Raw genomic sequence first — 24,501 nt, 5'->3', positions numbered from 1 at the left:
CCTCCAGTTAGTTTCCGAACGGAAGATCAAAGCCCTTGAGAAGGGCGAGAGCTTCGGCGTCGGACTTTGCCGTGGTGCAAATGATGATGTCCATCCCGCGGACCGAGTCGACTTTGTCGTACTCGACTTCAGGAAAGACGAACTGTTCCTTGAGGCCCATGGCAAAGTTGCCACGACCATCGAAGGATTTTTTGTTCAGGCCGCGGAAGTCACGAACGCGCGGAAGCGCGACCGAAACCAGACGGTCCAGGAACTCGTACATACGGTCGCGACGCAGGGTCACTTTACAACCGATGTTCATGCCTTCACGAAGCTTGAAAGCCGCTACCGACTTTTTCGCCTTGGTGAAGATAGGCTTCTGACCGGTGATGGCAGCGAGATCCGCAGCCGCACCTTCCAGCTTTTTGCGATCCTGGGTGGCGTCGCCGACACCCATATTGATCACGATCTTCTCGAGGCGCGGAACCTCCATGGAGTTCTCGTAGGAGAACTCCTTCTGGAGTGCGTCACGCACCACTTCTTTGTAATGTTCGCGCAGGCGCGTCATTTTTCCGTCCCTCAGTTGTCGATGACTTCGCCGCTGAGCTTCGCTACGCGAACCTTGCGACCATCATCGAGGGTCTTGAAACCGACGCGGGTCGGCTTGTTTTCTTTCGGGTCGACAATCGCCACGTTGGAAACGTTGATTTTCGCTTCCTTCTCGACGATGCCGCCAGCATCAGCACCGGTCGGACGCTGGTGACGTTTCACCAGGTTGATGCCCGAAACCAGAACTTTGTTCTCGGTCGGGAAAGCGGCGATAACTTCGCCGGTTTTCCCTTTGTCTTTACCCGTAAGAACAATGACGCGATCACCCTTTTTAATCTTGGCAGCCATTACAGCACCTCCGGGGCAAGCGAAATGATCTTCATGTAACCACGCGAACGGAGTTCACGGGTCACCGGGCCGAAAATACGCGTACCGATAGGCTCACCGTTCGCATTAATAAGAACGGCAGCATTACGGTCAAAGCGGATCGCCGAACCATCGGAACGACGAATTTCCTTTGCGGTCCGAACGATGACAGCTTTGTGTACTGCACCCTTCTTAACACGACCGCGCGGAATGGCTTCCTTGACGGAAACCACGATAACATCACCGACATTAGCGGTTTTGCGCTTCGAGCCGCCCAGCACCTTGATGCACTGAACACGGCGAGCGCCGCTATTATCGGCAACGTCCAGATTGGACTGCATCTGGATCATGGGTTTACCCCTTGACTATGGTTGGGCTGAGGACTCACTCCTCGACCACTACTTCCCAAGACTTCAATTTCGAGATCGGCCGGCATTCGCGAATACGAACGACGTCACCCGTCTTGAAGCGGTTCTCTTCATCATGCGCGTGGAATTTCTTCGACTTGCGCACATACTTTTTATACAGCGGGTGCATGACCTGGCGTTCCACACGGACCACCACAGTCTTGTCGTTTTTTGTCGAAACGACTGTCCCCTGCAATACACGCCTCGGCATGTGTCTTAACTCCTATGCGTGTCCAGTTAGGCCGCAGTAGCACCCTTCTCGTTTCCGAGAAGGGTTTTGATGCGGGCGATATCACGGCGGACCTTACGGACCTGCGCAGTGTTCTCGAACTGACCGGAAGCCTGCTGGAAACGCATATTGAACGATTCCTTACGCAGGTCGAGCAGCATCTGTTTTAGTTCATCAGCGCTTTTCGCGCGGAGATCAGCAATTTTCATCACTAATTACTCCCCTTCACCAAGACGCGTGACAAACTTGGTCTTGATCGGCAATTTTGCCGCTGCGAGCTCGAAAGCCCGACGTGCAAGATCCAGCGGAACACCGTCAAGTTCAAACATAATCCGACCCGGTTTTACACGTGCCGCCCAATATTCGACCGAGCCTTTGCCTTTACCCTGACGGACTTCAGCAGGCTTTTGCGATACCGGGAGATCCGGGAAAACGCGGATCCACACACGGCCTTGACGGCGCATGTGGCGGGTGATCGCGCGGCGGGCCGCTTCGATCTGACGCGCCGTTATACGCTCCGGCTCCAAGGCTTTCAAGCCATAAGCGCCGAAATTAAGTTCCGTACCACCTTTGGCCTCACCTTTAAGGCGGCCCTTGTGTGCTTTACGGAACTTTGTACGTTTTGGAGAAAGCATCTCTCTATCTCCTTACTTACGACCTGAACCAGCCGACTCGAGCGCTTTACGCTCGGAAGCCAACGGATCGTGAGCCATGATTTCGCCCTTGAAGATCCAGACCTTCAGACCGCAGACACCATAGGTGGTGTGAGCTTCCGAAGTCCCATAATCAACGTCCGCACGCAGGGTATGCAGCGGAACGCGACCTTCACGGTACCATTCGGTACGAGCGATTTCAGCACCACCAAGACGACCAGCGGCATTAATACGAATGCCACCAGCACCGAGACGGATTGCGTTCTGAACCGAGCGCTTCATGGCGCGACGGAACGAAACACGGCGCTCAAGCTGCTGGGCGATGTTGTCAGCGACCAGCTTGGCATCGATTTCCGGTTTACGGATTTCGATGATGTTAACCTGCACTTCCGACTTGGTCAGTTTCTGCAGATCGTTCTTGAGCTTCTCGATGTCCTGGCCTTTTTTCCCGATCACAACACCCGGACGGGCAGAGTGGATCGAGATGCGGGCTTTTTTCGCCGGACGTTCGATAATCACCTTCGAAACACCCGCCTGTTTCAGACGGTCGAAGATGTATTTACGGATCGCCAGGTCTTCATGAAGAAGGCCAGCGAAATCGGCCTTGTTGGCGTACCAGCGGGAATCCCACGTGCGGTTGATGCCAACGCGTAAACCGATCGGATTTACTTTCTGACCCATTACTCGGCCTCCTCACGTTCGCAGACGACGATGCGCATGTTGGAGAACGGCTTGATGATCTTGCCGACGCGACCGCGTGCGCGGGCCCGCCAACGTTTCATCACGAATGCCTTACCAACAGTCGCCTCTTTGATAAAGAGACGGTCAACATCGAGCTGGTGGTTGTTCTCGGCATTAGCGATTGCCGATTCCAGCAGCTTTTTGACGTCCTGCGAAATGCGTTTGTTGGAGAAGGTGAGCTCTGCCAAAGCAGCCTCTGCCTTCATACCACGGATCGACTCGGCGACGAGGTTGAGCTTACGCGGGGAAATGCGTACTGCCCGGAGCGAAGCCGCAGCCTCGTTGTCCGCCAGCCGACGGATGTCAGCTTTTTTACCCATCGTTACTTCCTCTTCGCCTTCTTGTCGGCCGCGTGACCATAGTAGGTACGGGTCGGCGAAAACTCACCGAACTTATGACCGATCATATCTTCGTTCACAAGTACCGGCAGAAACTTCTGGCCATTGTAAACCCCAAAGGTGAGGCCTACGAATTGCGGCAAAATCGTCGAGCGCCGCGACCAGGTCTTAATTACCTCATTCCGGCCTGAAGCACGGACTGTTTCGGCTTTCTTAAGAAGGTATCCGTCTACAAACGGACCCTTCCAAACGGAACGCGCCATAGTCTAGCCTCCTCCGTTAGCTCTTATGACGACGGCGCATGATGAGCGCGTCAGTCTTTTTGTTCGAGCGGGTACGTTTGCCCTTGGTAGGCTTGCCCCACGGCGTAACCGGGTGACGACCACCCGAAGTGCGACCTTCACCACCACCATGCGGGTGATCGATCGGGTTCATGGCAACACCACGAACCGAAGGACGCTTGCCAAGCCAGCGATTGCGGCCTGCTTTACCAAGGTTTGTGTTCTGCTGGTCCTGGTTGGACACGGCACCGATGGTAGCCATGCATTCACCACGAACCAAACGTACCTCACCGGAGGACAGCTTAAGCTGGGCGTAACCCTGGTCCTTGCCGACAAGCTGCACATAGGTGCCTGCCGAACGTGCGATCTGACCACCTTTACCGGCTTTCAGTTCGACGTTATGGACGATGGTACCGACCGGAATATTCTTCAGCGGTGCGGCATTACCCGGCTTAATGTCTACGCGTTCGGCTGCAACAATGTTGTCGCCGACAGCAAGACGCTGCGGTGCGAGGATGTAGGCCAACTCGTCATCGGAATAACGAACCAGGGCGATAAACGCCGTGCGGTTCGGATCATATTCCAGACGTTCGACCGTACCAACGACATCAAACTTGGTACGTTTGAAGTCGATAATGCGGTAACGACGCTTGTGACCACCACCAATACGGCGGGCGGTGATACGACCAGAGTTGTTACGGCCACCTTTCTTGCGAAGACCTTCGGTCAACGCTTTGATCGGCTTGCCCTTGTGGAGATCGGAACGATCGACAAGAACCAGCTGACGGCGACCAGGAGAGGTTGGTTTAAACTTCTTCAAAGCCATGTCTTAGATTCCCGTCGTCACGTCGATGGACTGACCCTCTTCGAGGGTAACCATCGCTTTCTTGAAATCGCTCCGGCGACCGACAGTACCGCGAAAACGCTTGGTCTTGCCTTTTACCACAGAGGTATTGACCGCCTTGACCTTCACCCCGAACAGACCTTCCACAGCAGCCTTGATCTCCGGCTTGGTGGCGTCGATCGCAACTTTGAACGCAACGGCGTTGTGTTCAGAAATCAGCGTCGACTTTTCAGTGATATGCGGGGCGCGGATGACTTCGTACATCCGCTCTTTGCTGATGATCGTCATTTGAGACGTGCCTCCAACGCTTCGACCGCACCCTTGGTCAGCACCAGGGTGTCACGGCGCAGGATGTCATAGACGTTAGCACCAATCTCTGGCAGCACATCAACCTGCGGGATGTTGCGCGCAGCGCGTGCAAAGCCCTCATTGATCTGCGCACCGTCAATGATCAGTGCAGATTTCCAGCCGAGCTTAGCGAAAGCAGCGACCAGATTCTTGGTTTTGGCGTCCGAGAATTCCGCGGAGTCCAGAACGATAAGCTTACCGTCCTTTGCTTTGGCCGACAGAGCGGTTTTCAGCGCGAGCTTACGGAATTTCTTGGTCAGATCGTGCGAATGATCGCGAACACGCGGACCATGCGCTACACCACCACCACGGAACTGTACGGCTTTACGGGAACCGTGACGTGCACCGCCACTGCCCTTCTGACGTACGAACTTTTTCGTGGTCGCAGAGATCTCGCTTTTTTCCTTTACCTTGTGGGTACCGGCGCGGCGTTTTGCCAACTGCCAGTTCACCATGCGGTGCAGGATGTCACGACGAACGTCCAGACCAAAGATCTCTTCTGCGAGATCGATGTTACCGGCCTTGGACGCGTCAAGTTTAAGAATGTCGAGCTTCATGATGCTTATTCCTTATCCTCGGCGGCAGCTTCTTCAGCAGCCGGGGCAGCACCCTTTAGCGCGGCCGGGAACGGCAGACCTTCCGGTGCAGCACGTTTCACGGCATCCTTGACAAGGACATAAGCGCCGGCATGACCCGGGACAGCACCGTGAACCAGAACAAGACCCTTTGCTTCGTCGGTAGAGACGATTTTCAGGGACTGAACGGTTACGCGCGCCGCACCCATATGACCAGCCATCTTCTTACCTTTGAAGACGCGGCCCGGATCCTGGCACTGACCAGTGGAACCATGCGAACGGTGCGATACAGACACACCGTGCGACGCACGCAGACCACCGAAGTTATGGCGCTTCATCGCACCGGCAAAACCTTTACCGATGGAGGTGCCGATGACGTCAACGTACTGGCCTTCAACAAAGTGGGTTGCCGAAAGTTCGGCACCGACTTCGATCAGCGCATCTTCGCTAACGCGGAATTCAGCAAGTTTGGCTTTCGGCTCAACCTTGGCTTTTGCAAAGTGACCGCGCATCGGCTTCGATACGTTTTTCACTTTTGCTTTGCCATAGCCAAGCTGAACAGCAACGTAACCGTCGGTGTCGCTGGTACGATTAGCAACGACCTGAAGGTTATCGACTTTCAGAACGGTGACAGGAAGGTGCACGCCTTCGTCCGTGAAGACGCGAGTCATGCCAACCTTCTGGGTAATAAGTCCACTACGCATTGCGGCTTACTCCCGATTAAAGTTTGATCTCGACGTCGACGCCTGCAGCCAGGTCGAGCTTCATCAGAGCATCAACGGTCTGGGGAGTCGGGTCGACAATGTCGAGAAGACGCTTATGCGTACGGATTTCGAACTGCTCACGCGATTTCTTATCGATGTGCGGAGACCGCAGAACAGTGTATTTCTCAATGCGGGTCGGCAGCGGAATCGGGCCGCGGACCTCTGCGCCAGTGCGCTTCGCCGTATTGACGATCTCGCGCGTGGACTGATCCAGCACGCGATGGTCAAACGCCTTCAGGCGAATGCGAATGTTCTGACTATCCATGTAATTATGTACCGGAGCCCTCAAAAGGACACCGGCCCCTCAACTGGAGTTGACGATTGCCGCAAAAGTGTTGCGGGCGGCTTACATAGCCGCCCGCTTCACAAAGATCAAGAGAAAATTACTCGATGATCTTGGCAACAACGCCCGCGCCGACGGTACGACCGCCTTCACGGATTGCGAAACGCAGACCTTCGTCCATTGCAATCGGTGCAATGAGGGTCGCGGTCATCTGGACGTTGTCGCCCGGCATAACCATTTCCGTGCCTGCCGGCAGCTCGATCGAGCCGGTGACGTCAGTGGTACGGAAGTAGAACTGCGGACGGTAGTTCGAGAAGAACGGCGTGTGACGGCCACCTTCATCCTTGGTCAGGATGTAGGCTTCTGCGGTGAACTTGGTGTGCGGCTTGATCGAGCCGACATGTGCCAGAACCTGGCCACGTTCGACGTCTTCACGTTTGGTGCCGCGCAGCAGCGCGCCAATGTTGTCGCCAGCTTCACCCTGATCGAGCAGCTTGCGGAACATCTCAACGCCGGTGACAATCGTTTTGACGGTGTCTTTGATACCGACGATTTCGACTTCTTCACCAACCTTGACGATACCGGTTTCAACACGGCCGGTCACAACCGTACCACGACCCGAGATCGAGAACACGTCCTCGATCGGCATCAGGAACGGACGGTCTTTCGGACGTTCCGGTGCCGGGATGTAGCTGTCAACAGCTTCCATCAGCTTCAGGATCGCTTCTTTGCCAATCGCGTCATCACGACCTTCAAGGGCAGCAAGAGCCGAACCTTTAACGATCGGAATATCGTCGCCCGGGAAGTCGTAGGACGACAGAAGTTCACGGATTTCCATTTCGACGAGTTCGAGGAGTTCCTCGTCATCGACCTGGTCAACCTTGTTCATGAACACGACGAGGGCCGGAACGCCAACCTGACGCGCAAGCAGGATGTGCTCACGGGTCTGCGGCATCGGGCCGTCAGCTGCCGAAACAACCAGGATGCCGCCGTCCATCTGTGCCGCACCGGTGATCATGTTCTTGACATAGTCAGCGTGGCCCGGGCAGTCGACGTGCGCATAGTGGCGGTTCGCCGTTTCGTATTCGACGTGCGCGGTCGAGATCGTGATACCACGAGCTTTCTCTTCCGGGGCTTTGTCGATCATGCTGTAGTCCTGGAACGATGCGCCGCCGCTCTCTGCGAGAACTTTGGTGATCGCTGCGGTCAGCGTGGTTTTACCGTGGTCAACGTGGCCGATGGTGCCAACGTTCACGTGCGGTTTTGTACGGGCAAATTTTTCTTTAGCCATTTCTAACTCCGTTTATTCTGGCTTCGCCTTAGCCGGCCGACTTGGCCTTGACTTCGTCCGCAACTGCCTGCGGGACGTCGGCGTAATGATCGAACTGCATCACGAACTGGGCACGGCCCTGGGACATGGAACGCAGCGTATTGACGTAACCGAACATGTTCGCCAGCGGGACAAACGCGCTAACAACGCGTGCAATACCACGGGAATCCATGTCACGGACCTGACCACGGCGACTGTTAAGGTCACCAATGATGTCGCCCATGTATTCTTCCGGCGTCACAACTTCGACATTCATGATCGGCTCGAGAAGCTTCGGACGAGCTTTCGCAAGACCTTCACGGAATGCGGCACGAGCTGCGATTTCGAAGGCCATCACGCTCGAGTCAACGTCGTGATACGCACCGTCGGTCAGGGTGACCGAGAAGTCGGTGACCGGGAACCCGGCGATCACACCGCTGTTAAGCGAGGTTTCAAGACCCTTGGCAACACCCGGAATGTATTCCTTCGGAACGTTACCGCCAACGACGGTGTCCTTGAAGGAGAACCCGCTGCCCGGTTCACCCGGGGTGAAGGTCAACTTGATACGTGCGAACTGACCCGAACCACCCGACTGTTTCTTGTGGGTGTAATCGATGTCGACTTCCTGGGAAATCGTCTCACGATAAGCAACCTGCGGCGCGCCGACGTTTGCTTCGACTTTGAATTCACGCTTCATGCGATCGACGATGATGTCGAGGTGAAGCTCGCCCATACCGGAAATGATGGTCTGGCCGGATTCGTGGTCGGTTTTGACGCGGAACGACGGATCTTCCTGTGCAAGACGTGCAAGGGCGAGACCCATTTTCTCCTGGTCGGCTTTCGATTTCGGCTCTACAGCGATCTCGATAACCGGATCCGGGAATTCCATACGCTCAAGGATGATCGGCTTGGCCGTGTCACAAAGGGTATCACCGGTGGTGGTATCCTTCAGACCAACCAGAGCAACGATGTCGCCCGAGCAAGCGTATTTGATTTCTTCGCGGTTGTTTGAATGCATAAGCAGCATACGGCCGATACGTTCTTTTTTCTCTTTGACAGAGTTCAGAACGTAAGAACCGGCTTCAAGCATACCGGAATAAATACGAACGAAGGTCAGGGAGCCAACGAACGGGTCGCTCATGATCTTGAATGCAAGACCGGAGAACGGTGCTTCGTCGTTCAGCGGACGTGAGTCCGGCTCGTCTTCGGTGCCCGGCTTGATGCCGCGCACGTCTTCGATGTCGTCCGGAGCCGGCATGTAATCGATGACGGCATCAAGAAGCGGCTGAACGCCTTTGTTCTTGAACGCAGTACCGCAAAGGACCGGAACCAGTTCGCCTTTCAGCGTACCTTTACGAATGCACTTCTTGAGAACTTCCTCGGACGGCATTTCGCCTTCGAGGTAAGCTTCCATGGCAGCTTCGTCACACTCAACAGCCTGTTCGATCAGAGCTTCACGGTACTCTTCAGCCTGGTCTTTGAGCGAATCGCGAATGTCGCGATATTCGAACTCGGCGCCAAGGCTTTCGTCTTTCCAGACGATTTCCTTGTTGGCAACAAGGTCGACAACGCCTTCGAATTCCATTTCGGAACCAATCGGCAGCTGCATGACAGCCGCGTTGGCACCGAGACGGTCTTTGATCATCTTGACGCAGCGGAAGAAGTCCGCACCGGTACGGTCCATCTTGTTGACAAAGCACATACGCGGAACGTTGTACTTGTCAGCCTGGCGCCATACGGTTTCGGTCTGCGGTTCAACACCGGAAACGGCATCGAAAACAGCGCATGCACCATCGAGAACACGAAGCGAACGTTCAACTTCAATCGTGAAGTCAACGTGGCCCGGGGTATCGATGATGTTGATGCGGTTATCTTTCCAGAAGCAGGTCGTCGCAGCAGACGTAATCGTGATGCCGCGTTCCTGTTCCTGTTCCATCCAGTCCATGGTTGCGGCGCCGTCGTGGACTTCGCCGATTTTGTAGGACTTGCCGGTGTAGAATAGAATTCGCTCGGTGGTCGTCGTTTTACCAGCATCGATGTGAGCCATGATGCCGATGTTGCGATACCGAGAGATCGGAGTACGTTGTACCATAATCGACTCTTGATCTTGAGGTCTGAATTACCAGCGGTAATGAGCGAAAGCCTTGTTGGCTTCGGCCATACGATGGGTGTCTTCGCGCTTCTTGACGGCCGAGCCACGGTTGTTGGCTGCGTCCATCAGTTCACCGGCGAGACGACCGACCATGGTCGTTTCGGAACGCTTGCGAGCAGCGTCAACCAGCCAGCGAATGGCCAGTGCCTGACGGCGCTCGGAACGAACTTCAACCGGAACCTGGTAAGTAGCACCACCAACACGGCGCGAACGCACTTCGACGTTCGGCTTGACGTTGTCCATGGCTTCATGGAACTGGGCAACCGGATCGGCACCCTTGCCTTCCATAACTTCCAGTGCACCATAAACGATCTTTTCTGCGGCGGATTTCTTACCGTCGAGCATAAGGCCGTTCATGAATTTGGTCAGAACCTTATCGCCATATTTGGCGTCAGGCAAAACTTCGCGCTTTTCAGCAGCGTGACGACGTGACATCTGAGCTGCTCCTTATTTCGGGCGTTTCGCGCCGTATTTCGAACGACGCTGTTTACGGTCTTTGACACCCTGCGTATCGAGGGTACCGCGAATGATGTGGTAACGCACACCCGGCAAATCCTTTACGCGGCCGCCACGGATCATGACGACAGAGTGTTCCTGCAGGTTGTGACCTTCACCCGGAATATAGCTGGTCACTTCGTAGCCGTTGGTCAAACGGACACGAGCAACCTTACGAAGTGCCGAGTTCGGCTTCTTCGGGGTCGTGGTGTAGACACGGGTGCATACGCCGCGTTTCTGCGGGCAGGCTTCCAGTGCCGGAACCATGTCGCGCTGGGTGCGCGGAGTCCGCGATTTGCGGATCAACTGGTTGATAGTGGGCATTAACTTTCCCTTTGTACTTTAACGGACGCCACAAGGGCGCTGCTCTATCGACGCACGACGAACGACCGCATGCCTTTGCAAAACCTGCAAACGCAAATACGGACCGCCCATTACGCAGGATCACCCTGCCCTCGACGGCCGTTAGAGTCGCACTCAAGCGACGGGGGGCAAAACCGCCCGCTGCCAAACAAAATGGCACCGACACAGCTACACCCCCCGAGATTCGGTGGGCGCATACTAGTGACGGCCCCATTTCGCGTCAAGCAAAACCCTGTGGGCCTTCGAGTTGGCGCTTCAAACGCCGAGGCGAACCGGTGCATCGATAGAAAATTCCCGGTTCGCCTCTGATTCTTTAACAAGCTTGCGCGGCGATATTACTCGCCGGCAGGCAAGGACGGGGACTCGGCACCGGCCTGCGGGCCGAAATTGTCGCCGATTTCCTCTTCTGCCTCGATCTGTACGTTCTTGTCGCGTTCGGCGGCAAGGGCGCGGAAGCGGTTCATCACCGCACCGGTACCTGCCGGGATCAGACGACCCACAATCACGTTTTCTTTCAGACCGATCAGGGTATCGGTTTTGCCCGATACGGCTGCTTCGGTAAGAACGCGTGTGGTTTCCTGGAACGACGCGGCCGAGATGAAGGAATGCGTCTGGAGCGATGCTTTGGTGATCCCCTGAAGGACCGGTGCAGCTTCGGCCAGTTCGCCGCCTTCTTTAACGGCACGTTCGTTTTCGGCATCGAAATCGACACGGTCGATGATTTCGCCAACCAGAAGCGTGGTGTCACCAGTTTTGGTCACTTCCACTTTCTGAAGCATCTGACGAACGATGACTTCGATGTGCTTGTCGTTAATCTTAACGCCCTGCAAACGGTAGACTTCCTGGATTTCGTTGACCAGGTAATCGGCCAGTGCCGGAACGCCCATGACGCGAAGGATATCGTGCGGAACCGGCGAGCCATCAAGCAGCTGGTCACCCTTCTCTACGAAGTCCCCTTCCTGAACGGCAAGATGCTTGCCTTTCGGGATCATGTATTCAACCGGTTCGGTCAGACCAGAATCTTCAAGCGGGTGCACGATGACACGGCGCTTGTTCTTGTAGTCCTTACCGAACTCGACACGACCAGCGATGTCGGCGATGATGGCGTGGTCCTTCGGCTTGCGTGCCTCGAACAATTCAGCCACACGCGGCAGACCACCGGTGATGTCACGGGTTTTCGACCCTTCGCGCGGAATACGTGCAAGCACGTCACCGGCGTTGACTTTCTGACCGTTCTCAACCGAGAGAATGGCATCAACCGACAGGAAGTAACGGGCTTCAAGGCCGTTATCCAGGTTGATGACCTCGCCGTTTTCGTTACGAAGCGTAACGCGCGGCTTAAGGTCGGATGCCTTCGGCATGCTCTTCCAGTCGATAACCGTTTTCGAGGCGATACCCGTCGCTTCGTCATAGACTTCGCGAATGGTTACGTTCTCGAGAAGGTCGACATAGTTCACATAACCTTCTTTCTCGGTGATGATCGGCAGGGTGTACGGATCCCATTCGGCCAGTTTCTGGCCGCGCGTGATCTGGTCACCGTCATCAGCAAGCAATTTCGCACCGTACGGGACGCGGTATTTCGCACGTTCACGGCCGGTCTTGTCGATCAGCAGGATTTCGAGGTTACGTGCCATGACAATCATGACACCGCTCGAATTCGTAACGACGGCACGGTTCTTCAGTTTGACGGTCGCATCGAAGTTGGCTTCGACACCCGAAACTTCCGCACCACGCTGTGCCGCACCACCAATGTGGAACGTACGCATCGTAAGCTGCGTGCCCGGCTCACCGATCGACTGCGCGGCGATAACACCGACAGCTTCACCAATGTTCACCGTGGTACCACGTGCCAGGTCACGACCATAGCAATGGCCGCAAACGCCGGTTTCGGCATCACAGGTCAGGACCGAGCGGATACGCGCCATTTCGACGCCTGCTTTTTCGATCAGATCAAGGTGATCTTCGACAACCATTTCGTTCTTCGGAACGATGACTTCGCCGGTTGACGGATTGACAATCTCGTCAGCGGTGAAACGACCGAGGATACGATCAGACAGCGTCTCGATAACTTCGCCGGAGTCGACAACCGCAGCAATGTCGAGGCCACGTTCGGTACCGCAATCATGCTGGGTGATGATGCTGTCCTGCGCGACGTCGACGAGACGACGGGTCAGATAACCCGAGTTCGCCGTTTTCAATGCGGTATCGGCCAGACCTTTACGGGCACCGTGGGTGGAGTTGAAGTACTCCTGCACGGTCAGGCCTTCTTTGAAGTTCGAGATAATCGGGGTCTCGATGATCGAGCCATCCGGCTTTGCCATCAGGCCGCGCATGGCAGCCAGCTGACGCATCTGGGCAGCAGAACCACGGGCACCGGAGTGCGCCATCATGTAAACCGAGTTCACATTGTCACCTTCTGCCGTTGCCGAGATGACTTTCATCATCGCTTCGGAAACGTCATCGGTGCACTGCGACCAGGCGTCGACGACCTTGTTGTATTTCTCACCGCGGGTGATCAGACCGTCCTGATACTGCTGCTCGTATTCCTTGACCTTGTCATGGGTCGCACCAACCAGGGTTTCCTTGGCTTCCGGAATGATCATGTCATCCTTGCCAAACGAAATACCGGCTTTGCATGCCCAGTTGAAGCCAAGACCCATCATGCGGTCAGCAAAGATAACGGTCTCTTTCTGGCCACAGTGACGATAGACGACGTCGATAACGTTCGACACGTCTTTCTTGGTCAGCAGCTTGTTGATGGTCGCGAACGGGATGCGCGGATGACGCGGCAGCAGTTCGGACAGCAACATACGGCCAGCCGTGGTCTGAACACGGATGGTGATCGGCTCGTTGTTTTCATCGACGGTTTTGTAACGTGCATTGATTTTCGAATGCAGGGTCACAACACCGGCATCAAGTGCCTGTTCGATTTCAGCGATATTGACAAAGGACATGCCCTCGCCCGGCTGACCGTCGCGTTCCATCGAGATGTAGTACAGACCAAGGACAATATCCTGCGACGGCACGATGATCGGTTTACCCGAAGCCGGCGAAAGGATGTTGTTGGTCGACATCATCAGGGTACGTGCTTCAAGCTGTGCTTCAAGCGACAGCGGCACGTGAACGGCCATCTGGTCACCGTCGAAGTCGGCGTTGAAAGCCGTACAAACGAGCGGATGCAGCTGGATCGCCTTACCTTCGATCAGGGTAGGCTCGAACGCCTGGATACCAAGACGGTGAAGGGTCGGTGCACGGTTAAGCATGACCGGATGTTCACGGATAACCTGCTCAAGGATATCCCAGACTTCGGCACGCTCTTTTTCCACCATACGCTTTGCAGCCTTGATGGTGGTTGCCATCCCGTACAGCTCAAGCTTCGCATAGACGAACGGCTTGAACAGTTCGAGCGCCATTTTCTTCGGCAGGCCGCACTGATGCAGTTTCAGGTTCGGACCCACGGTAATAACCGAACGACCGGAATAGTCGACGCGTTTACCCAGAAGGTTCTGACGGAAACGGCCCTGCTTGCCTTTAAGCATGTCCGACATCGATTTGAGCGGACGCTTGTTGGCACCGGTGATCGGACGACCGCGACGGCCGTTGTCAAACAGCGCATCAACCGATTCCTGAAGCATACGTTTTTCGTTACGCACGATGATATCGGGCGCACGAAGCTCGATCAGGCGCTTCAGACGGTTGTTACGGTTGATCACACGACGGTAAAGGTCGTTAAGGTCGGACGTTGCGAAACGGCCACCATCCAGCGGAACCAGCGGACGCAGTTCTGGCGGAATGACCGGAATCACTTCAAGGATCATCCATTCCGGACGCGCACCGGACTCCTGGAAAGCTTCAATCAGCTTCAGGCGTTTGACCAGCTTCTTGCGCTTGGCTTCGGAATTGGTTTCCTTGAGGTCGATTTTCGCGGTTTCGCGTTCGTCATCAAGATCGATCGCTGCAAGCATGTCGCGGATCGCTTCGGCACCGATACCGGCACGGAAACTGTCTTCGCCATACTCTTCCTGTGCGGTCATGTACTGATCTTCTGAAAGAAGCTCACCCATCTTGAGCGGGGTCAGCCCCGGCTCGATGACCACATAGTTTTCGAAATACAGAATGCGCTCAAGATCCTTGAGCGTCATGTCCAGCAGCAGCCCCAGACGGCTCGGCAGCGACTTCATGAACCAGATATGGGCAACAGGTGCCGCCAGTTCGATATGGCCCATACGTTCACGACGAACTTTGGCCAGAGTCACTTCGACGCCGCATTTCTCACAGATAATGCCGCGATATTTCATACGCTTGTACTTGCCGCACAAGCATTCGTAATCCTTCACCGGACCAAAAATGCGCGCACAGAACAGGCCGTCGCGTTCCGGTTTGAAGGTCCGGTAGTTGATGGTCTCCGGTTTCTTGATCTCGCCGAACGACCAGGAGCGGATACGCTCCGGGCTGGCGATCTGAATCCGGATCTGATCGAAGCTCTGGGTGCCCTGCGGCTGCCCGAAGATCTTCATCAACTCGTTCATAAAGGCTCTCCCGCTATGCCCGGTCTCGCCGGGTTTCGCCAATTTCAGGCCGAAAGATGCTTGATGGCGGACGGGTTACCCGAATGGTACCCGCCCGCCAAGCTCTTAAACGTCGTCTTGCTCAAGCTCGACATTGAGACCAAGCGACCGAAGTTCTTTAACGAGAACGTTAAAGGATTCCGGAATGCCCGCCTCGAAGGTGTCTTCGCCACGAACGATCGCCTCATAGACCTTGGTACGGCCTGAAACGTCGTCCGACTTGACAGTAAGCATTTCCTGGAGGGTGTAGGCAGCACCGTAAGCTTCGAGTGCCCACACTTCCATCTCCCCGAAACGCTGGCCACCGAACTGTGCCTTACCACCCAGCGGCTGCTGGGTAACAAGCGAGTACGGACCAATCGAACGGGCATGGATCTTGTCGTCAACCAGGTGATGCAGCTTGAGCATGTAGATGTAGCCCACGGTCACCTTGCGATGGAATTTCTCACCGGTACGACCATCATAAAGGTCGACCTGGCCAGAACCATCAAGGCCTGCTTTTTCGAGCATGCGAACCACATCGGGTTCACGTGCACCGTCAAAGACCGGGGTTGCCATCGGCACACCACGACGCAGGTTGTTCCCAAGCTCGATAACATCGCCATCGCTCAGCTCTTTGATGCCGGTGACGTATTGCTCGTCCTCGTACACTTCATTGAGCTTGCCACGCAGGCTGTCCATCTCGGCACGACCATCGGTAACAGCATCGACAAGCTCGCCGATCTGTTCACCCAGACCACGTGACGCCCAGCCAAGGTGGGTTTCAAGGATCTGGCCGACGTTCATACGCGACGGAACACCAAGCGGGTTCAGAACGATATCGACAGGCGTACCGTCTTCGAGATGCGGCATGTCTTCCATCGGCATGATGCGCGATACGACACCCTTGTTCCCGTGACGGCCGGCCATTTTATCGCCCGGCTGCATTTTACGCTTAACCGCAACAAAGACTTTGACCATCTTCATCACACCCGGCGGCAGTTCGTCACCAGCCTGAAGCTTGTCGACCTTGTCGTCGAAACGAGCCTGCAGAACAGCAATCGATTCCTCGAACTGTTTCTTCAGGGCTTCGATGTCGGACATGACACTGTCATCAGCAACGGCAATCTGACGCCACAGACCACGTGCAACACCCGCAAGGGCGTCTTCGGTGATCTCGCCATTCAGACCTTTCGGTCCATCGACCAGGGTCTGGCCAAGCAGCAGGTTTTTCAGACGACCATAGAAGTTGCGTTCCAGGATCGCACGTTCGTCATCACGGTCTTTTGCAAGACGTTCGATTTCGGAACGTTCGATTGCCAGGGCACGTTCGTCCTTGTCAACGCCACGACGCGAGAACACGCGGACTTCAACAACGGTACCGAACTGTCCCGGCGGGACACGCAGCGACGTATCACGGACGTCGGATGCTTTTTCACCGAAGATGGCGCGCAGAAGTTTTTCTTCCGGCGTCATCGGGCTTTCGCCCTTCGGCGTCACTTTACCGACAAGGATATCGCCCGGTTTGATTTCCGCGCCGATGTAAACAATGCCCGCCTCGTCGAGGTTTTTGAGCGCTTCTTCACCGACGTTCGGAATGTCACGGGTGATCTCTTCCTGACCCAGCTTGGTATCGCGGGCCATGACTTCGAATTCCTCGATATGGATCGAGGTATAAACGTCATCACGTGCGATACGCTCGGACAGAAGGATGGAATCCTCGAAGTTGTAACCGTTCCACGGCATGAACGCGACCAGCACGTTACGGCCGAGGGCAAGTTCACCCATATCGGTACACGGACCATCCGAGATGATGTCGCCTTTTTCGACAACATCGCCCACCTTCACCAGCGGACGCTGGTTGATGCAGCTGCCCTGGTTGGAACGCTGATATTTCAGCAGGGTGTAAATATCGACACCCGATTCCGATGCGGCGATGTCACCGGTTGCGCGGATAACCATACGGGTCGCGTCAACGGATTCAACAACACCATCACGGCGTGCGATCAGGGTTGCACCCGAATCACGTGCCACCGGAACTTCCATACCGGTCCCGACATACGGCGCTTCGGAGCGGATCAACGGAACCGCCTGACGCTGCATGTTCGAACCCATCAGTGCGCGGTTCGCGTCATCGTTCTCAAGGAACGGAATGAGCGCGGATGCGACCGACACCAGCTGCTTCGGCGAGACGTCCATAAGGTCGATCTCTTCGGAGCGGGCCATATAGTGGTCACCGGCTTTACGGGTGTTGATCAGTTCGTTTTCGAAGCCGAATTCCTTGGTCAGCGGTTCGTTCGCCTGTGCAATGACATAGCGACCTTCTTCGATGGCCGAGAGATAGATGACTTCCGGGGTAACCACACCATCGACAACCTTGCGGTACGGGCTTTCGATGAAGCCGTACTGGTTGACGCGGGCAAAGGTCGCCAGCGAGTTGATCAGACCAATGTTCGGACCTTCCGGCGTTTCAACCGGGCAGATACGACCATAGTGGGTCGGATGAACGTCACGAACTTCAAAGCCTGCACGCTCACGGGTCAAACCGCCCGGTCCAAGTGCCGAAAGACGACGCTTGTGGGTGATTTCCGAAAGCGGGTTGGTCTGGTCCATGAACTGCGACAGCTGCGAAGAGCCGAAGAATTCACGAACAGCAGCCGCAACCGGCTTCGCATTGATCAGGTCATGCGGCATGACGTTGTCGATCTCGACCGAGCTCATACGCTCGCGGATCGCACGTTCCATACGCAGCAGGCCAACACGGAACTGGTTTTCCATCAGCTCGCCGACCGAACGCAGACGACGGTTGCCAAGATGGTCAATATCGTCGATTTCGCCACGACCATCTTTCAGGTCGATCAGAACGCGGACGACTTCCAGAATGTCTTCACGACGCAGAACACGAACCGTATCCGGGCATTCCAGATTAAGGCGCGCATTCATTTTCACACGGCCAACAGCCGAGAGGTCGTAACGTTCCGAGTCAAAGAACAGACCCTTGAACATGGCTTCCGCACCCTCGATGGTGGGCGGCTCGCCTGGGCGCATGACGCGATAGATGTCCACAAGGGCTTCTTCGCGGTTGCTGTTCTTGTCAAGGGCAACGGTGTTGCGCAGATACGCACCGACATTGTTGTGATCGATCATCAGCAGACGAACGGTGTCGACACCCCATTCTTTCAGCTGCTCGAACACACCTTCGGTCAGTTCGTGGCCGGCTTCGGCAAGAATTTCACCGGTTTCACCGTCAATCTGGTCTTCTGCCATGAACCAGCCGTTAAGCTGTTCTTCCGGCACCAGGATGTGTTTGACACCCTGCTCGACCAGTTTGGCTGCCGAACGCTTGGTGATCTTGCTGCCAGCCGCGGCAACAACTTCACCGCTGTCGGCGTCAAGCAGGTCAAAGACCAGCTTCTGACCGATATAGCGATCTGCATTGAAATCGGTTACCCAACCATCCTTGGTCCGGCGGTATTCTGCTGACTCATAGTAATAGTTGAGGATTTCTTCAGGCGTCAGGCCTTCGATTTCCGACGGATCAACCGAGCGGCCTTCTTCGGCACGCTGGGCACGCAGGGCCTGGGACTCTTCGTTTTCAAGAGCCATAAGCAGCGTGGTCGCCGGCAGTTTGCGGCGACGGTCGATACGGACATACAGGATGTCTTTCGCGTCGAATTCGAAATCGAGCCACGACCCGCGATACGGGATCACGCGCGCAGCAAACAGGTACTTGCCCGAGCTGTGGCTTTTGCCCTTGTCGTGGTCGAAGAAGACGCCCGGCGAGCGGTGCATCTGCGAGACGATAACACGCTCGGTGCCGTTCACGATAAAGGTACCGTGTTCGGTCATGAGCGGCATGTCGCCCATATACACGTCCTGTTCCTTGATATCGCGGATCGAACGGGCACCGGTATCTTCGTCAATATCCCAGACAACCAGACGCAGTGTCACGCGCAGCGGCGCGGCAAAGGTCATGCCACGCTGACGGCACTCCTCGGTATCGTATTTGGGCTGCTCCAGCTCATACGACACAAATTCGAGGGTTGCGCGCTCTGAGAAATCTTTAATCGGAAAGACGCTCTTGAACACTTCCTGGAGGCCGGCATCGTCCCGCTGCTCCCGCGGGGTACCAGTCTGCAAAAACTTGTCGTAAGAATTCTTTTGAACCTCAATCAGGTTCGGGAGCGGAGCGACTTCGCTGATCCGTCCAAAGCTCTTGCGGATGCGCTTTCGACCGGTAAAGGACTTATCCATCATCGTTCCTTTAATCGCGCCTCCCCACACCGTCGTAACTCGTTCGTCCCCGTGCCATTATGCGGAAAGCATACAGCACAACGACGCCCGAGCCCCGTACGGGGCGGGCGTTCACTTGATTATGACCGTGGATGTTATGTGACATCCAACATGAATGAGATCACTGATCCCTCGGCTGTCGACGCCGTCAAAGATAACCTCTGACCTAAACGGCCTTACGTTATGTACGATTACCTTTGGCAGCGTCAACCGTAAATTTCCTTTTCGCGTCCCGACAGACCGGACACCCATTGCCCGCACCGTAGAGACGGATAGGTCGGCGACCCGAAGGCCGCCGACCCAAACCTTGGCAAGAAGCCGTCGATTACTTGAGTTCGACGGTTGCGCCAGCTTCTTCAAGCTGCTTCTTGATCGACTCGGCTTCGTCTTTCGACGCGCCTTCTTTAACAGCTTTCGGTGCGCCTTCGACCAGGTCTTTGGCTTCTTTCAGGCCAAGACCGGTGATTGCGCGAACTTCTTTGATGACGTTGATTTTCTTGTCACCAGCAGAAGCCAGGATAACGTCGAATTCGGTTTTTTCTTCTGCAGCAGCAGCACCGGCAGCAGCGCCACCAGCAGCAGCAACAGCAACCGGAGCAGCGGCGGAAACGCCCCACTCTTCTTCGAGAAGTTTGGAAAGTTCTGCAGCTTCAAGAACGGTGAGCTTCGAAAGCTCGTCAACGAGTGCCTTAAGATCGGCCATTTGTATAAACTCCTAGGCTTGAACTTGGATAAGTTGGTAAATTGGGTTACGCGGCTTCGCCTTTTTCGGCGTATGCCTTCAGCACCTGGGCAATCTGGGCCGCCGGCTTGGAGGTCAGCGTAGCGATACGCTGTGCCGGGGTCTGGATCATACCCACCAGTTTCGCGCGCAGTTCGTCCAGCGACGGCAGTTCTGCCAGAGCTTTAACGCCCTGTTCGTCCAGAATCTGTTCACCGATGGCGCCAGCAACAAGAACGAGCTTGTCATTGGCTTTTGCGAACGTTGAGGCCACTTTCGCGACCGACGCAGGATCAGCCGAATAGGCGATCGCGGTCGGGCCGGTGAAGTGGTCTGCAAGACCAGCAAATTTGGTGCCTTCCAGAGCAAGTCGCGTAAGCCGGTTTTTGGTGACCTTGAAGCCCGCACCAGCATCACGCATCTGCGCACGAAGAGCGGTGATTTCCGCAACCGTCAACCCTTTGTACTGGGTAACGATAACGCCTTCCGCACCTTCGAACACTTCGCGCATTTCTGCTACGAACTGTGTTTTATCATCGCGGTTCACTTTAAGTCTCCGACATTGCTTATTGCCCTGAACCCCATGGGGGGTTCACAGACGTGACCAGTCCTTTCGAACCGGTCTGTGACGCCCGTCCGTTTGCCAGATGTCCAAGCCTTTTGTGATGCCCCGTTAACCGGGGAAAACTAAAAACCGGAACCTCTGCCTATGCAGGAGATTAAGAACGGCAGATACCGTTCACCTGCAGTCTGGGACAGACAGGTAGAGAGGATCTTGCAACCCTCTCCGGTCCTGACCGGCCGCATGCGACCGGTCAGAATTCTTGAATTACTTCGATGCGATGTCCGCAATCGACAGTTTCACGCCAGCGCCCATGGTCGAGCTGATGGCGGCGCGCTGAAGGTATACACCTTTTGCGCCTGTCGGTTTTGCTTTGACGATCGCAGAAACGAATGCCTTGGCATTTTCAACAAGCTGTTCTTCGCTGAAGGATGCCTTGCCGATACCGGCATGGACAATACCATTCTTTTCAGCGCGGAACTGAACCTGGCCAGCTTTGGCATCGGAAACAGCCTGGGCAACATCCATGGTCACGGTGCCGAGTTTCGGGTTCGGCATCAGGCCGCGCGGGCCCAGAACCTTACCGAGACGACCGACAACAGCCATCATGTCCGGGGTTGCAATAACGCGATCATAGTTCAGATCGCCTTTCTGCATTGCTTCCATCAGGTCTTCGGCACCAACAGCGTCCGCACCAGCTTTCTGGGCTTCTTCTGCTTTGGCGTCTTTTGCGAAGACGGCGACGCGCATGGTTTTACCGGTACCATGCGGAAGCGAAACAACACCACGGACCATCTGGTCTGCGTGACGCGGATCAACACCAAGGTTCATTGCGATTTCAACGGTTTCGTCGAATTTCGCTTTTGCACCATCCTTGACGAGCTTGACCGCTGCGGTCAGTTCGTACTGGGTGTTACGGTCGATGCCCTCATAAGCCTGGGCAAGGCGCTTACCAGTCTTGGCCATCGTCTTACTCCACAACCTCGAGGCCCATAGCACGGGCAGAACCTTCGATCATCGACATCGCGCCTTCAACGTCAAATGCGTTGAGGTCAGCCATTTTGGCTTCCGCGATTTCCTTGACCTGTGCTTTGGTCACTTTACCGATGTAACCTTTACCGGTCGTACCGGAACCTTTCGGAATGCCTGCTGCCTTTTTCAGGAAGTAGGATGCCGGCGGGGTTTTGGTGACAAAGCTGAAGGAACGGTCGGAATAAACGGTGATGACGACCGGAATCGGCATCCCAGGTTCCATCTGCTGGGTCGCTGCGTTGAACGCCTTGCAGAATTCCATGATATTCACGCCGCGCTGACCAAGAGCCGGGCCGACAGGCGGCGACGGGTTGGCTTTGCCGGCGGGAATCTGCAGCTTGATATAGCCGTCGATTTTCTTCGCCATTAGAGTACCTCATTACAGAAGCGCGCGGTACGATCATGGCTGACCTCCCGCGCTTTAAAAACTGCCTGCATCACGCAAACAGAAACTTCACTTGATAAGCTCGTTAAAGCTTTTCGACCTGGGTATATTCCAGCTCGACCGGGGTTGAACGACCGAAGATCGAAACCGACACCTTAAGGCGCGAACGTTCTTCATCAACCCCTTCGACGACACCGTTAAACGATGCAAACGGACCGTCGGAAACACGGACTTCCTCGCCAACCTCGAACGAAATGGTCGACTTCGGACGCTCGACACCTTCCTGCACCTGATGCAGGATGTGCTGGGCTTCCTTTTCGGAAATCGGCATCGGCTTGCCACGGCTGCCAAGGAAATCGGTGACCTTGGCGGTGTTCTTCACCAGATGCCAGCTCTCATCCGTCAGGTCCATATTCAGCAGCACGTAACCGGGGAAAAACTTCCGCTCGGCATTAACCTTCGCACCGCGACGAACCTCGACAGTTTCTTCCGTCGGAACCAGGACCTCTTTGATTTCGCCCTCAAGACCTTTCTTGATGGACTGCTCGCGGATCGACTGGGCGACTTTTTTCTCAAAACCCGAATGGACGTGCAAAACGTACCAGCGATGCGCCATGACTTAACCCCCGACACCAAAGATCAACTGAACGCCCCAGGCGAGAAGCTGATCGACAACAAAAAAGAAAACAGACGCCAAGGCCACCATGACGAAAACCATGATGGTCGAAACGGTTGTTTCCTTGCGGGACGGCCACGAGACCTTTTTGGCCTCGGTGCGAACCTGCTGTACGAATTGTGCCGGCGACGTTTTAGCCATTGTCGGGGTTACACCGCTTTCAAAAATTCAATTCCAGGACCCGGGTAAATGGCAGGAGCGGAGGGACTCGAACCCACGGCCCTCGGTTTTGGAGACCGATGCTCTACCAACTGAGCTACACTCCTACAAGGTAATCAGAAAGTTGAATTTCTTCAGGCCTTTCCGACACAGTCCTGCCCGGGCGGCAGGGTGTGCGGGCGGCTTATATCCGCCCGCACATCAAAGATCAAGCACCCAATGGTGCAAATCTTCAAAAATTATTCGATGATTTTCGCAACAACACCCGCACCGACGGTACGACCGCCTTCACGGATTGCGAAACGCAGACCTTCGTCCATTGCGATCGGTGCAATGAGGGTCGCGGTCATCTGGACGTTGTCGCCCGGCATAACCATTTCCGTGCCTGCCGGCAGCTCGATCGAGCCGGTGACGTCAGTGGTACGGAAGTAGAACTGCGGACGGTAGTTCGAGAAGAACGGCGTGTGACGGCCACCTTCATCCTTGGTCAGGATGTAAGCTTCTGCGGTGAACTTGGTGTGCGGCTTGATCGAGCCGACATGCGCCAGAACCTGGCCACGTTCGACGTCTTCACGTTTGGTGCCGCGCAGCAGCGCGCCAATGTTGTCGCCAGCTTCACCCTGATCGAGCAGCTTGCGGAACATCTCAACGCCGGTGACAATCGTTTTGACGGTGTCTTTGATACCGACGATTTCGACTTCTTCACCAACCTTGACGATACCGGTTTCAACACGACCGGTAACAACCGTACCACGACCCGAGATCGAGAACACGTCCTCGATCGGCATCAGGAACGGACGGTCTTTCGGACGTTCCGGTGCCGGGATGTAGCTGTCAACAGCTTCCATCAGCTTCAGGATCGCTTCTTTGCCAATCGCGTCATCACGACCTTCAAGGGCAGCAAGAGCCGAACCTTTAACGATCGGAATATCGTCGCCCGGGAAGTCGTAGGACGACAGAAGTTCACGGATTTCCATTTCGACGAGTTCGAGGAGTTCCTCGTCATCGACCTGGTCAACCTTGTTCATGAACACGACGAGGGCCGGAACGCCAACCTGACGGGCGAGCAGGATGTGCTCGCGGGTCTGCGGCATCGGGCCGTCAGCTGCCGAAACAACCAGAATGCCGCCGTCCATCTGTGCCGCACCGGTGATCATGTTCTTGACATAGTCAGCGTGGCCCGGGCAGTCGACGTGCGCATAGTGGCGGTTCGCCGTTTCATATTCGACGTGCGCGGTCGAGATCGTGATACCACGAGCTTTCTCTTCTGGTGCTTTGTCGATCATGCTGTAGTCCTGGAACGATGCGCCGCCGCTCTCTGCGAGAACTTTGGTGATCGCTGCGGTCAGCGTGGTTTTACCGTGGTCAACGTGGCCGATGGTGCCAACGTTCACGTGCGGTTTTGTACGCGCAAACTTTTCTTTAGCCATTACACTCAGATCCTAATCCG

At 55.5% G+C, this 24,501-nt stretch carries 27 protein-coding genes and 1 tRNA gene; all 28 read right to left on the bottom strand.

Going from position 1 to position 24,501, the window contains the following annotated elements:
• Window positions 1-7 precede the first annotated feature (7 nt).
• Complete coding sequence (gene rplE / locus BC440_RS15055; RefSeq protein ID WP_007091495.1) at window positions 8-547, bottom strand: 50S ribosomal protein L5; 540 nt, start codon at window positions 545-547, stop codon at window positions 8-10.
• Between the two features lie 11 nt (window positions 548-558).
• A complete protein-coding gene (gene rplX, locus BC440_RS15050; protein WP_007091496.1) occupies window positions 559-876 on the bottom strand; it encodes a 50S ribosomal protein L24 in 318 nt (105 codons plus the stop codon).
• On the bottom strand, window positions 876-1,244 hold the full coding sequence (rplN, locus tag BC440_RS15045) for a 50S ribosomal protein L14 (protein ID WP_007091497.1): 369 nt from the start codon (window positions 1,242-1,244) through the stop codon (window positions 876-878). Before rplN ends, rplX begins: the two co-directional genes overlap by 1 nt.
• 34 nt (window positions 1,245-1,278) lie before the next feature.
• Window positions 1,279-1,512, bottom strand: coding sequence for a 30S ribosomal protein S17 (gene rpsQ / locus BC440_RS15040; RefSeq protein ID WP_007091498.1), 234 nt, complete (start codon window positions 1,510-1,512; stop codon window positions 1,279-1,281).
• A 26-nt stretch (window positions 1,513-1,538) separates the two neighbouring features.
• The gene (rpmC, locus tag BC440_RS15035) at window positions 1,539-1,739 is read right to left on the bottom strand and encodes a 50S ribosomal protein L29 (RefSeq protein WP_007091499.1); all 201 of its coding nucleotides are present in this window, start codon (window positions 1,737-1,739) and stop codon (window positions 1,539-1,541) included.
• A gap of 6 nt (window positions 1,740-1,745) precedes the next feature.
• A complete protein-coding gene (gene rplP / locus BC440_RS15030) occupies window positions 1,746-2,165 on the bottom strand; it encodes a 50S ribosomal protein L16 (RefSeq protein ID WP_007091500.1) in 420 nt (139 codons plus the stop codon).
• Window positions 2,166-2,177: 12 nt separating this feature from the next.
• Window positions 2,178-2,864, bottom strand: a complete 687-nt coding sequence (gene rpsC / locus BC440_RS15025) for a 30S ribosomal protein S3 (protein WP_007091501.1) — start codon at window positions 2,862-2,864, stop codon at window positions 2,178-2,180.
• On the bottom strand, window positions 2,864-3,244 hold the full coding sequence (gene rplV / locus BC440_RS15020; protein ID WP_007091502.1) for a 50S ribosomal protein L22: 381 nt from the start codon (window positions 3,242-3,244) through the stop codon (window positions 2,864-2,866). The genes rpsC and rplV overlap by 1 nt, the downstream gene beginning before the upstream one ends.
• A gap of 2 nt (window positions 3,245-3,246) precedes the next feature.
• Window positions 3,247-3,525 carry a 30S ribosomal protein S19 gene (rpsS, locus tag BC440_RS15015; RefSeq protein ID WP_007091503.1) on the bottom strand — a complete coding sequence of 93 codons (279 nt, stop codon included), beginning with the start codon at window positions 3,523-3,525 and terminating at the stop codon, window positions 3,247-3,249.
• A 16-nt stretch (window positions 3,526-3,541) separates the two neighbouring features.
• Complete coding sequence (rplB, locus tag BC440_RS15010) at window positions 3,542-4,369, bottom strand: 50S ribosomal protein L2 (protein ID WP_007091504.1); 828 nt, start codon at window positions 4,367-4,369, stop codon at window positions 3,542-3,544.
• A 3-nt stretch (window positions 4,370-4,372) separates the two neighbouring features.
• Window positions 4,373-4,675: a 50S ribosomal protein L23 gene (locus tag BC440_RS15005; RefSeq protein WP_007091505.1), complete on the bottom strand. Its 303-nt coding sequence runs from the start codon at window positions 4,673-4,675 to the stop codon at window positions 4,373-4,375.
• Entirely contained in the window at window positions 4,672-5,292 is a 621-nt protein-coding gene (gene rplD / locus BC440_RS15000) for a 50S ribosomal protein L4 (protein ID WP_007091506.1), read from the bottom strand. The genes BC440_RS15005 and rplD overlap by 4 nt, the downstream gene beginning before the upstream one ends.
• Before the next feature lie 5 nt (window positions 5,293-5,297).
• Window positions 5,298-6,014, bottom strand: coding sequence for a 50S ribosomal protein L3 (rplC, locus tag BC440_RS14995; RefSeq protein WP_007091507.1), 717 nt, complete (start codon window positions 6,012-6,014; stop codon window positions 5,298-5,300).
• Window positions 6,015-6,030: 16 nt separating this feature from the next.
• Window positions 6,031-6,339, bottom strand: coding sequence for a 30S ribosomal protein S10 (gene rpsJ, locus BC440_RS14990; RefSeq protein ID WP_007091508.1), 309 nt, complete (start codon window positions 6,337-6,339; stop codon window positions 6,031-6,033).
• A 118-nt stretch (window positions 6,340-6,457) separates the two neighbouring features.
• On the bottom strand, window positions 6,458-7,648 hold the full coding sequence (gene tuf / locus BC440_RS14985; protein ID WP_040059651.1) for an elongation factor Tu: 1,191 nt from the start codon (window positions 7,646-7,648) through the stop codon (window positions 6,458-6,460).
• Window positions 7,649-7,676: 28 nt separating this feature from the next.
• Complete coding sequence (gene fusA / locus BC440_RS14980) at window positions 7,677-9,758, bottom strand: elongation factor G (RefSeq protein WP_007092425.1); 2,082 nt, start codon at window positions 9,756-9,758, stop codon at window positions 7,677-7,679.
• Between the two features lie 27 nt (window positions 9,759-9,785).
• On the bottom strand, window positions 9,786-10,253 hold the full coding sequence (gene rpsG, locus BC440_RS14975) for a 30S ribosomal protein S7 (RefSeq protein ID WP_007092426.1): 468 nt from the start codon (window positions 10,251-10,253) through the stop codon (window positions 9,786-9,788).
• A gap of 12 nt (window positions 10,254-10,265) precedes the next feature.
• Window positions 10,266-10,637 carry a 30S ribosomal protein S12 gene (rpsL, locus tag BC440_RS14970; protein WP_007092427.1) on the bottom strand — a complete coding sequence of 124 codons (372 nt, stop codon included), beginning with the start codon at window positions 10,635-10,637 and terminating at the stop codon, window positions 10,266-10,268.
• Window positions 10,638-11,011: 374 nt separating this feature from the next.
• Window positions 11,012-15,205, bottom strand: a complete 4,194-nt coding sequence (gene rpoC, locus BC440_RS14965) for a DNA-directed RNA polymerase subunit beta' (protein ID WP_007092428.1) — start codon at window positions 15,203-15,205, stop codon at window positions 11,012-11,014.
• A gap of 105 nt (window positions 15,206-15,310) precedes the next feature.
• Window positions 15,311-19,477, bottom strand: coding sequence for a DNA-directed RNA polymerase subunit beta (gene rpoB, locus BC440_RS14960; protein WP_007092429.1), 4,167 nt, complete (start codon window positions 19,475-19,477; stop codon window positions 15,311-15,313).
• 364 nt (window positions 19,478-19,841) lie between these two features.
• Window positions 19,842-20,219, bottom strand: a complete 378-nt coding sequence (rplL, locus tag BC440_RS14955; protein ID WP_071240403.1) for a 50S ribosomal protein L7/L12 — start codon at window positions 20,217-20,219, stop codon at window positions 19,842-19,844.
• A 46-nt stretch (window positions 20,220-20,265) separates the two neighbouring features.
• Window positions 20,266-20,784 carry a 50S ribosomal protein L10 gene (rplJ, locus tag BC440_RS14950; RefSeq protein ID WP_037991699.1) on the bottom strand — a complete coding sequence of 173 codons (519 nt, stop codon included), beginning with the start codon at window positions 20,782-20,784 and terminating at the stop codon, window positions 20,266-20,268.
• Window positions 20,785-21,066: 282 nt separating this feature from the next.
• Window positions 21,067-21,765 carry a 50S ribosomal protein L1 gene (rplA, locus tag BC440_RS14945; RefSeq protein WP_007092432.1) on the bottom strand — a complete coding sequence of 233 codons (699 nt, stop codon included), beginning with the start codon at window positions 21,763-21,765 and terminating at the stop codon, window positions 21,067-21,069.
• 4 nt (window positions 21,766-21,769) lie between these two features.
• Entirely contained in the window at window positions 21,770-22,198 is a 429-nt protein-coding gene (gene rplK, locus BC440_RS14940; protein ID WP_007092433.1) for a 50S ribosomal protein L11, read from the bottom strand.
• A 103-nt stretch (window positions 22,199-22,301) separates the two neighbouring features.
• Window positions 22,302-22,832 carry a transcription termination/antitermination protein NusG gene (gene nusG / locus BC440_RS14935; RefSeq protein WP_071240402.1) on the bottom strand — a complete coding sequence of 177 codons (531 nt, stop codon included), beginning with the start codon at window positions 22,830-22,832 and terminating at the stop codon, window positions 22,302-22,304.
• A 3-nt stretch (window positions 22,833-22,835) separates the two neighbouring features.
• The gene (secE, locus tag BC440_RS14930; protein WP_007092435.1) at window positions 22,836-23,033 is read right to left on the bottom strand and encodes a preprotein translocase subunit SecE; all 198 of its coding nucleotides are present in this window, start codon (window positions 23,031-23,033) and stop codon (window positions 22,836-22,838) included.
• 49 nt (window positions 23,034-23,082) lie between these two features.
• Window positions 23,083-23,158: transfer RNA gene (locus BC440_RS14925), tRNA-Trp, on the bottom strand.
• A 132-nt stretch (window positions 23,159-23,290) separates the two neighbouring features.
• Window positions 23,291-24,481 (bottom strand): elongation factor Tu, encoded by a 1,191-nt coding sequence (tuf, locus tag BC440_RS14920; protein WP_040059651.1) that lies wholly within the window; start codon window positions 24,479-24,481, stop codon window positions 23,291-23,293.
• Between the last annotated feature and the right edge of the window lie 20 nt (window positions 24,482-24,501).

Source organism: Thalassospira sp. MIT1004, from assembly GCF_001858545.1.
Lineage (GTDB): Bacteria > Pseudomonadota > Alphaproteobacteria > Rhodospirillales > Thalassospiraceae > Thalassospira > Thalassospira xiamenensis.
This window is presented reverse-complemented; position numbering and strand designations above follow the sequence as displayed.

What these genes read in the sequence shown, in the direction of transcription:
- rpsL (WP_007092427.1), bottom strand. Translation starts at nt 10,637, where the DNA reads ATGCCCACTATCAACCAGTTGATCCGCAAATCGCGGACTCCGCGCACC.
- rplL (WP_071240403.1), bottom strand. Translation starts at nt 20,219, where the DNA reads ATGGCCGATCTTAAGGCACTCGTTGACGAGCTTTCGAAGCTCACCGTT.
- BC440_RS15005 (WP_007091505.1), bottom strand. Translation starts at nt 4,675, where the DNA reads ATGACGATCATCAGCAAAGAGCGGATGTACGAAGTCATCCGCGCCCCG.
- rplB (WP_007091504.1), bottom strand. Translation starts at nt 4,369, where the DNA reads ATGGCTTTGAAGAAGTTTAAACCAACCTCTCCTGGTCGCCGTCAGCTG.
- tuf (WP_040059651.1), bottom strand. Translation starts at nt 7,648, where the DNA reads ATGGCTAAAGAAAAATTTGCCCGTACAAAACCGCACGTGAACGTTGGC.
- rpsC (WP_007091501.1), bottom strand. Translation starts at nt 2,864, where the DNA reads ATGGGTCAGAAAGTAAATCCGATCGGTTTACGCGTTGGCATCAACCGC.
- rpmC (WP_007091499.1), bottom strand. Translation starts at nt 1,739, where the DNA reads ATGAAAATTGCTGATCTCCGCGCGAAAAGCGCTGATGAACTAAAACAG.
- secE (WP_007092435.1), bottom strand. Translation starts at nt 23,033, where the DNA reads ATGGCTAAAACGTCGCCGGCACAATTCGTACAGCAGGTTCGCACCGAG.
- rpsQ (WP_007091498.1), bottom strand. Translation starts at nt 1,512, where the DNA reads ATGCCGAGGCGTGTATTGCAGGGGACAGTCGTTTCGACAAAAAACGAC.
- rplD (WP_007091506.1), bottom strand. Translation starts at nt 5,292, where the DNA reads ATGAAGCTCGACATTCTTAAACTTGACGCGTCCAAGGCCGGTAACATC.
- rplA (WP_007092432.1), bottom strand. Translation starts at nt 21,765, where the DNA reads ATGGCCAAGACTGGTAAGCGCCTTGCCCAGGCTTATGAGGGCATCGAC.
- nusG (WP_071240402.1), bottom strand. Translation starts at nt 22,832, where the DNA reads ATGGCGCATCGCTGGTACGTTTTGCACGTCCATTCGGGTTTTGAGAAA.
- rpoC (WP_007092428.1), bottom strand. Translation starts at nt 15,205, where the DNA reads ATGAACGAGTTGATGAAGATCTTCGGGCAGCCGCAGGGCACCCAGAGC.
- rplN (WP_007091497.1), bottom strand. Translation starts at nt 1,244, where the DNA reads ATGATCCAGATGCAGTCCAATCTGGACGTTGCCGATAATAGCGGCGCT.
- fusA (WP_007092425.1), bottom strand. Translation starts at nt 9,758, where the DNA reads ATGGTACAACGTACTCCGATCTCTCGGTATCGCAACATCGGCATCATG.
- rplE (WP_007091495.1), bottom strand. Translation starts at nt 547, where the DNA reads ATGACGCGCCTGCGCGAACATTACAAAGAAGTGGTGCGTGACGCACTC.
- rplP (WP_007091500.1), bottom strand. Translation starts at nt 2,165, where the DNA reads ATGCTTTCTCCAAAACGTACAAAGTTCCGTAAAGCACACAAGGGCCGC.
- rpsG (WP_007092426.1), bottom strand. Translation starts at nt 10,253, where the DNA reads ATGTCACGTCGTCACGCTGCTGAAAAGCGCGAAGTTTTGCCTGACGCC.
- rplK (WP_007092433.1), bottom strand. Translation starts at nt 22,198, where the DNA reads ATGGCGAAGAAAATCGACGGCTATATCAAGCTGCAGATTCCCGCCGGC.
- rplV (WP_007091502.1), bottom strand. Translation starts at nt 3,244, where the DNA reads ATGGGTAAAAAAGCTGACATCCGTCGGCTGGCGGACAACGAGGCTGCG.
- rpsS (WP_007091503.1), bottom strand. Translation starts at nt 3,525, where the DNA reads ATGGCGCGTTCCGTTTGGAAGGGTCCGTTTGTAGACGGATACCTTCTT.
- rplX (WP_007091496.1), bottom strand. Translation starts at nt 876, where the DNA reads ATGGCTGCCAAGATTAAAAAGGGTGATCGCGTCATTGTTCTTACGGGT.
- rplC (WP_007091507.1), bottom strand. Translation starts at nt 6,014, where the DNA reads ATGCGTAGTGGACTTATTACCCAGAAGGTTGGCATGACTCGCGTCTTC.
- rpsJ (WP_007091508.1), bottom strand. Translation starts at nt 6,339, where the DNA reads ATGGATAGTCAGAACATTCGCATTCGCCTGAAGGCGTTTGACCATCGC.
- tuf (WP_040059651.1), bottom strand. Translation starts at nt 24,481, where the DNA reads ATGGCTAAAGAAAAGTTTGCGCGTACAAAACCGCACGTGAACGTTGGC.
- rpoB (WP_007092429.1), bottom strand. Translation starts at nt 19,477, where the DNA reads ATGGATAAGTCCTTTACCGGTCGAAAGCGCATCCGCAAGAGCTTTGGA.